Raw genomic sequence first — 7,476 nt, 5'->3', positions numbered from 1 at the left:
GCCCCCGCCCCACCCCCCCCCTTCGGACTGGGTGACCGGCGCCGCGGCCCACCCAGCGGGCACCGGGGGGCCACCACTGGGCCCCCCCCGTTCCGCTGTCCGTCTGCGGGGTCACCCACAGCCACCGCGCCTATGCGTTCGGCACGTCCCGGGCCCGCGGAAACGTGGCGTCGGGCACAGCCGCATAACAAGGTGGACAGAAGGGGTTTTCTAGTTGGTCTACGCGCGTTAATCTGCGGCGAAGCCAGCGCCGAAGCTGATCCGTCAGGCGCTTGTACGACAGGAGCAACAACACATGCGCCGGGTTACCCGCATCGCGCTCGCAGGCACTGCGACCGCCTCTCTCGCCCTCGCTCTGTCCGCCTGTGGCGGCACCTCGTCCTCCGACTCGTCCTCGTCGGACGCGAAGGGTGACAAGGGCCTCGCCATCGCGTACGACGTCGGCGGCAAGGGCGACCAGTCGTTCAACGACGCGGCGTTCGAGGGTCTGAAGAAGGCCAAGGGCGAGTTCAAGTACGACACCGCCGACGTCGAGCCCACCGACGGTGAGACGGACGCGGACAAGGAGCAGCGCCTGGTCTCGCTGGCCAAGCAGGGCTACAACCCGGTCATCGGCATCGGTTACGCCTACGGCCCGGCCGTCAAGGCCGCCGCGGCGAAGTTCCCGAAGACCACCTTCGGCATCGTCGACGACTCCACCGTCGAGGCGAAGAACGTCGCGGACCTGGTCTTCTCCGAGCAGGAGGCCTCCTACCTCGCCGGCGTCACCGCCGCCAAGGCCACCAAGACGAACACCGTCGGCTTCGTGGGCGGCGTCGACGTTCCGCTGATCCACAAGTTCGAGGCGGGCTTCGAGCAGGGTGTCAAGGACACCAAGCCCGGCGTCAAGGTCCTCTCGCAGTACCTGACGCAGACCGCCCAGGAGGGTGGATTCTCCAGCCCCGACAAGGGCAAGACGGCCGCCGAGGGCCAGATCGAGAAGAAGGCCGACGTCGTCTACGCCGCGGCCGGTCTCTCCGGTCAGGGTGTCATCGAGGCCGCCGCCGCCAAGAACGTGCTGGCCATCGGTGTCGACTCCGACCAGTACCAGCAGGAGGCGCTGGCGAAGTACAAGGACTCGATCCTGACCTCCGCCACGAAGGATGTCGCCAAGGCGGTCTACAACCTGGCGAAGTCGGTCGAGGACGGCAAGCCCGCGACCGGTATCGTTCGGGGCGATCTGAAGTCCGGTGAGGTCGGCCTGGCCGACTCCAACCCGGAGTTCAAGAACAACACCGCGATCCAGGACGCCGTCAAGGCCGCCCAGGAGAAGATCATCAGCGGTGCGATCAAGGTCAAGACCAGCTGACGAGCAGAACCTCAGGAGCAGCCAATGCGGTCCCGGGGAAGTTCGGGTACGTCTCTGTGCCGTCCGGTACGGAGGGGTGCCTGTTCCGCCCCGGAGTCGCTTGGTAACCGCGGGGATACGTCCGCTCAACGGGATACGAGGAGTCTGGCTCCCCGTATCCCGTTCTCGCGGCGCGTGGCCCCTTTCGTTGCCGTAGGGGCGCTACGCGCGTAGACGACCCCCTTTCCCTCAGGAGAGTGCGCCATCAACGCGTCCAGCAGCCCTCCGGCCGGCGCGGTCAACGGTCAGGCGACCGCTGTCGAACTCGCCGGGATCACCAAGCGATTCCCTGGCGTCGTGGCCAACCACGACATCCACCTCAGCGTCCGCAAGGGCACCGTGCACGCCCTCGTCGGCGAGAACGGCGCCGGCAAGTCGACGCTGATGAAGATCCTCTACGGCATGCAGAAGCCGGACGAGGGCACCATCGCCGTCGAGGGTGAGCAGGTCACCTTCTCGTCGCCCGCCGACGCCATCGCCCGCGGCATCGGCATGGTCCACCAGCACTTCATGCTGGCCGACAACCTCACCGTCCTGGAGAACGTCGTCCTGGGCAGCGAGAAGCTGTACGGCATCGGCGCCAAGGCCCGCCGCAAGATCGTGGAGCTCTCCGAGCGCTACGGCCTCGGGGTCCGCCCCGACGTCCTGGTCGAGGAGCTCGGCGTCGCCGACCGGCAGCGCGTGGAGATCCTCAAGGTCCTCTTCCGCGGCGCCCAGATCCTGATCCTGGACGAGCCCACCGCCGTCCTGGTGCCCCAGGAGGTCGACGCGCTCTTCGACAACCTGCGCGAGCTCAAGGCCGAGGGCCTGTCGGTCATCTTCATCTCGCACAAGCTGGGCGAGGTCCTCTCGGTCGCCGACGACATCACGGTCATCCGGCGCGGCACGACGGTCGGTACCGCCGTTCCGTCCGAGACGACCCCGCGTCAGCTCGCCGAGCTGATGGTCGGCAGCGAGCTGCCGACGCCGGAGACGTCCGAGTCGACCGTCACCGACCAGGCCGTGATCGAGGTGGACGACCTGGTCGTCTTCGCCGCGGGCTCGGTGTCGATGGGCAAGGGCTCGGCGAGCCTGCTCATGGACCAGGTGGAGCGCGGGGCCGTGCGGCTCGTGCTCGACCATGTCTCCTTCACCATCCACGCCGGTGAGGTGATGGGTATCGCCGGTGTCGAGGGCAACGGCCAGACCGAACTCATCGACGCGCTGATCGGTCTCAAGGGCGCCGACTCCGGCGTCATCCGCTTCCTGGGCGACGACATCACCGGTCTGTCGACGCGCAAGCGCCGCGAGGGCGGCATCGGCTACATCCCCGAGGACCGCCACCGCCACGGCCTTCTCCTGGAAGCCCCCCTCTGGGAGAACCGCATCCTCGGCCACGTCACCGAGGCGCCCAACGCCAAGGGTGTCTGGCTCGACATCAAGGGTGCCCAGAACGACACCCGCCGCATCGTCGAGCAGTACGACGTGCGCACCCCCGGCATCGACGTCACCGCGGCCTCCCTGTCCGGCGGCAACCAGCAGAAGCTGATCGTCGGCCGCGAGATGAGCCACAAGCCGAAGTTCCTGATCGCCGCCCACCCCACCCGCGGTGTGGACGTCGGCGCGCAGGCGCAGATCTGGGACCAGATCCGCGAGGCGCGCCGCGAAGGCCTCGCCGTCCTGCTGATCTCCGCGGACCTGGACGAGCTGATCGGCCTGTCCGACACGCTCCGGGTGATCTACAACGGCAAGCTGGTCGCGGACGCCGACCCGGCCACCATCACCCCGGAGGAACTCGGTTCGGCCATGACCGGCGCCGCCTCCGGACATCTGGAGAACGAGGAGCTCGCCGAACAGGCCGAGCTCGAAGAGCCCGCCGAGACCCCGGCAGACGCCCCGGAAGACGAGGCCCGCTGATGAAGAAGTTCGACAAGGAGCGCCTGCTCCTCGGGGTGGCCGGACCGGTCATCGCGCTCGTCGTCGCCGTGGCGCTGACCTCGGTGGTGCTGATCGCCTCGGGTCAGAACCCGTTCGAGCCGTACACGCTGATGTTCCAGCAGGCGACGTACTCCGACATCCAGGTCCTGATCATCAACCAGGCCTCGCTGTACTACATCGCGGCGCTGGCGGTGGCCATCGGCTTCCGGATGAACCTGTTCAACATCGGTGTGGACGGCCAGTACCAGCTCGCCGCCATGATGGCCGCGATCGTCGGCGCGCACGTCGCGCTGCCGGCCGCGCTCCAGGTGCCGCTGCTGATCCTCACCGCCGTCTGCACCGGCGCCTTCTGGGCCGGTATCGCCGGTGTCCTCAAGGTCACCCGCGGGGTCAGCGAGGTCGTCGCGACGATCATGCTCAACGCGATCGCGGTCTCCGTCATCGCCTACCTGTGGCTGCCCGACGTCTTCGGCGTCAAGCTCGGCAACAACAACACCACCGGCGTGATGCACAAGTCGGGCTGGATTCCCGGCTTCAGCATGGGCGACGCGGGCGAGATCTACGGTCTGGTCGTCCTCGCGGCGGTCCTCGGCATCGGCTACTGGATCGTCCTCAACCGCACCCGCTTCGGCTTCGACCTGCGCGCCTCCGGCGCCTCCGAGTCCGCCGCCGCGGCCAGCGGTGTGAACTCCAAGCGCATGGTGCTCACCGCGATGCTGCTCTCCGGCGGCATCGCCGGTCTCGCGGGCCTGCCGATCCTGCTCGGCGACACCCACACCTACAGCCTGAACTTCCCGACCGGCATCGGCTTCCTCGGTATCGGTATCGCACTGCTCGGCCGCAACAGTCCCGTGGGCATCGCCTTCGCGGCCCTGCTGTGGGCCTGGCTGGACAAGGCGTCGCCCGAGCTCGACTTCCACGGGTACGACAAGGAGATCGCGGTCATCATGCAGGGCCTGATCGTGATCGCGGTCGTCGTCTCGTACGAGGCCGTGCGCGAGTGGGGTCTGCGCCGCCAGCAGCGCCGTGTCGGCGCGGAACTCGCCGCGGGCAACGTCCTCGGCGCCTCCAACAACACCGAGAAGGAGGTGGCTGGCCAGTGACCACCGCAACCGACGTCAACCAGCCCACGCTGCAGCCCGCGGCTCCCGGCAGCCGCCGGATGTCGCTTCCCGTCCTCCTGCTGGTGATCGCGGGCGGCCTGGCGCTGACCTCGATCGTCCGCATCATCACCGGCGCCGACGGCATCACCAACGTCAGCCAGATGTCCACCGCGCTGGAGCTGGCCGTCCCGATCGGCCTGGCCGGTCTCGGCGGTCTGTGGGCCGAGCGCTCGGGCGTCGTCAACATCGGCCTCGAAGGCATGATGATCCTCGGTACCTGGTTCGGCGCCTGGGCCGGTTACCAGTGGGGCCCGTGGACCGGCATCCTGGTCGGCGTCATCGGCGGCGCCGTCGGCGGTCTGCTGCACGCGATCATGACGGTCACCTTCAACGTCAACCACATCGTCTCCGGTGTGGCCATCAACATCCTGGCGCTCGGTGCCACCCGCTATCTCTCCCCGCTCGCCTTCGAGGGCGTCCCGGGCGGCTCGGCCAAGCAGTCCCCGCCGGTCGAATCGCTCGGCCAGTTCACCGTGCCAGGGCTCTCCGACTGGCTCAGCACCCTGAACTCCAAGGGCTGGTTCTTCGTCTCGGACATCGCGGGTCTGCTCGGCGGCCTGGTCACCGACGTCTCCTGGCTGACCCTGATCGCCGTCGCACTGATCCCCGCCACCTGGTGGATCCTGTGGCGCACCCCGTTCGGTCTGCGCCTGCGGTCCTGCGGTGAGAACCCGATCGCGGCCGAGTCCCTCGGTGTGAACGTCTACAAGTACAAGTACATCGCCGTGATCGTCTCCGGCGGTCTGGCCGGCCTCGGCGGTGTCTTCCTCTCCATCGTCGCCAACCCCTTCTACCTGGAGGGCCAGACCGCAGGCCGCGGCTACATCGGTCTCGCCGCGATGATCTTCGGCAACTGGATGCCCGGCGGACTCGCCCTGGGCGCGGTCCTGTTCGGCTACACCGACAGCCTCAACCTGCGCGGCGGCTCGGAGAACGTCCACGCCCTGCTGCTGCTCGGCGCCATCCTGCTCGCCATCGGCGCGATCTGGCTCGCGGTCAAGAAGAAGTACGTGTCCGCCGTCATCACCCTGGTCATCGGTGTCCTCGTGTTCCTCTGGTACTCCATGACCAACGAGGTGCCCAACCAGATCGTCTCCGCCACGCCGTACGTCATCACCCTGCTCGTCCTCTCCCTGTCGGCGCAGCGCCTGCGCATGCCGAAGGCGGACGGCCTGCCGTACCGGAAGGGACAGGGCAAGTGACCTCCGGCGGCGCGGAGTGCGCGAACGTCGACTGGGAGGAGCTGCGGGAGGTGGCCCGTACGGCGATGTCCCGCGCGTACGCCCCCTACTCGAAGTACCCGGTCGGCGCCGCCGCCCGCGTCGACGACGGCCGGATCATCTCCGGCTGCAACGTCGAGAACGCCTCCTACGGGCTCGCGCTGTGCGCCGAGTGCGGTCTGGTCTCCGAGCTGCACACCACCGGCGGCGGCCGGCTGACGCACTTCACCTGCGTCGACGGGCGGGGCGAGATCCTCGTCCCGTGCGGTCGCTGCCGGCAGCTGCTCTTCGAGTTCGGCGGGCCCGGACTGCTCCTGGAGACCCCGGCCGGAATCGTGCCGCTCTCCGAGATGCTCCCGCAGGCCTTCGGCCCCGGTCATCTCACCAAGTAATGCCCCGCGGCCCCTCCTGATCGACAGATCCCAGGGAGGGGCCGCTCATCTTTTCGGAAGGAACGCCATGGCCATGGACGCCGTCTCCGTCATCCGCACCAAGCGGGACCGCGCCGAACTCAGCGATTCGCAGATCGACTGGGTCATCGACGCGTACACCCGCGGCGAGGTCGCCGACTACCAGATGGCCGCCCTCAACATGGCGATCCTGCTCAACGGCATGAACCGTCGTGAGATCGCCCGCTGGACGGCCGCGATGATCGCCTCGGGCGAGCGCATGGAGTTCTCCTCCCTGTCCCGCCCGACCGCCGACAAGCACTCCACGGGCGGCGTCGGCGACAAGATCACCCTCCCGCTGGCCCCGCTCGTCGCCGCCTGCGGTGCCGCGGTGCCGCAGCTGTCCGGGCGCGGCCTCGGCCACACCGGCGGCACCCTGGACAAGCTGGAGTCGATCCCGGGCTGGCGCGCGCTGCTGTCCAACGAGGAGATGCTGCACGTCCTCGACACCACGGGCGCGGTCATCTGCGCCGCCGGTGACGGACTCGCCCCGGCCGACAAGAAGCTCTACGCGCTCCGCGACGTCACCGGCACGGTCGAGGCCATCCCGCTCATCGCCTCCTCCATCATGTCCAAGAAGATCGCCGAGGGCACCGGCTCGCTGGTCCTGGACGTGAAGGTCGGCACCGGCGCCTTCATGAAGACCATCGAGGACGCCCGCGAGCTGGCCTCGACGATGGTCGGCCTGGGCACGGACCACGGTGTGAAGACGGTCGCGCTCCTCACCGACATGTCGACGCCGCTCGGGCTGACCGCGGGCAACGCGCTCGAGGTCCGCGAGTCCGTGGAGGTCCTCGCCGGCGGCGGCCCCGCCGACGTCGTCGAGCTCACCATCGCCCTGGCGCGCGAGATGCTCGACGCGGCCGGAATCAAGGACGCCGACCCGGCGAAGGCGCTCGCCGACGGCTCCGCCATGGACGTGTGGCGCCGCATGATCGCCGCGCAGGGCGGCGACCCGGACGCCGCGCTGCCCACCGCACGCGAGCGGCACGTCGTGAGCGCCCCGGCCTCCGGTGTGCTGACCCGTCTGGACGCGTACGACATCGGTATCGCCGCCTGGCGCCTGGGCGCCGGACGCGCCCGCAAGGAGGACCCGGTGCAGGCCGGCGCGGGCGTCGAGCTGCACGCCAAGCCGGGCGACACGGTGACGGCGGGCCAGCCCCTGCTCACCCTCCACACGGACACCCCGGAGCGCTTCGAGTACGCGCTCCAGGCGGTCGATGGCTCGTACGACATCGCGGCGGCGGGCACGGACTACACGGCCACCCCGATCGTGCTGGACCGGATCGCCTGACCGGCACGTCCACTCCGCTCCACGACGGGGACCGGCGCTCTCGCGC

General features: G+C 69.1%; 6 protein-coding genes. All 6 read left to right on the top strand.

Annotated elements, in window-relative coordinates:
* Positions 1-295 precede the first annotated feature (295 nt).
* The 6 genes from ACFWBT_RS40235 (at position 296) to ACFWBT_RS40210 (ending at position 7,430) form a co-directional block, all read left to right on the top strand.
* Entirely contained in the window at positions 296-1,348 is a 1,053-nt protein-coding gene (locus tag ACFWBT_RS40235) for a BMP family protein (protein WP_385708995.1), read from the top strand.
* A gap of 243 nt (positions 1,349-1,591) precedes the next feature.
* Positions 1,592-3,283 (top strand): ABC transporter ATP-binding protein, encoded by a 1,692-nt coding sequence (locus tag ACFWBT_RS40230; RefSeq protein WP_385708997.1) that lies wholly within the window; start codon positions 1,592-1,594, stop codon positions 3,281-3,283.
* Positions 3,283-4,407: an ABC transporter permease gene (locus tag ACFWBT_RS40225; RefSeq protein ID WP_385708992.1), complete on the top strand. Its 1,125-nt coding sequence runs from the start codon at positions 3,283-3,285 to the stop codon at positions 4,405-4,407. Before ACFWBT_RS40230 ends, ACFWBT_RS40225 begins: the two co-directional genes overlap by 1 nt.
* On the top strand, positions 4,404-5,669 hold the full coding sequence (locus ACFWBT_RS40220) for an ABC transporter permease (protein WP_385708990.1): 1,266 nt from the start codon (positions 4,404-4,406) through the stop codon (positions 5,667-5,669). The genes ACFWBT_RS40225 and ACFWBT_RS40220 overlap by 4 nt, the downstream gene beginning before the upstream one ends.
* On the top strand, positions 5,666-6,079 hold the full coding sequence (locus tag ACFWBT_RS40215; RefSeq protein WP_385708987.1) for a cytidine deaminase: 414 nt from the start codon (positions 5,666-5,668) through the stop codon (positions 6,077-6,079). The genes ACFWBT_RS40220 and ACFWBT_RS40215 overlap by 4 nt, the downstream gene beginning before the upstream one ends.
* Positions 6,080-6,146: 67 nt before the next feature.
* Positions 6,147-7,430, top strand: coding sequence for a thymidine phosphorylase (locus ACFWBT_RS40210; RefSeq protein ID WP_385708985.1), 1,284 nt, complete (start codon positions 6,147-6,149; stop codon positions 7,428-7,430).
* Positions 7,431-7,476: the final 46 nt, after the last annotated feature.

This window comes from Streptomyces sp. NPDC060027 (genome assembly GCF_042737005.1).
In the GTDB taxonomy this organism is placed as follows: Bacteria; Actinomycetota; Actinomycetes; order Streptomycetales; family Streptomycetaceae; genus Streptomyces.
Note: the sequence above shows the minus strand (reverse complement) of the source record. Positions and strands in the feature narration are given on the sequence as shown.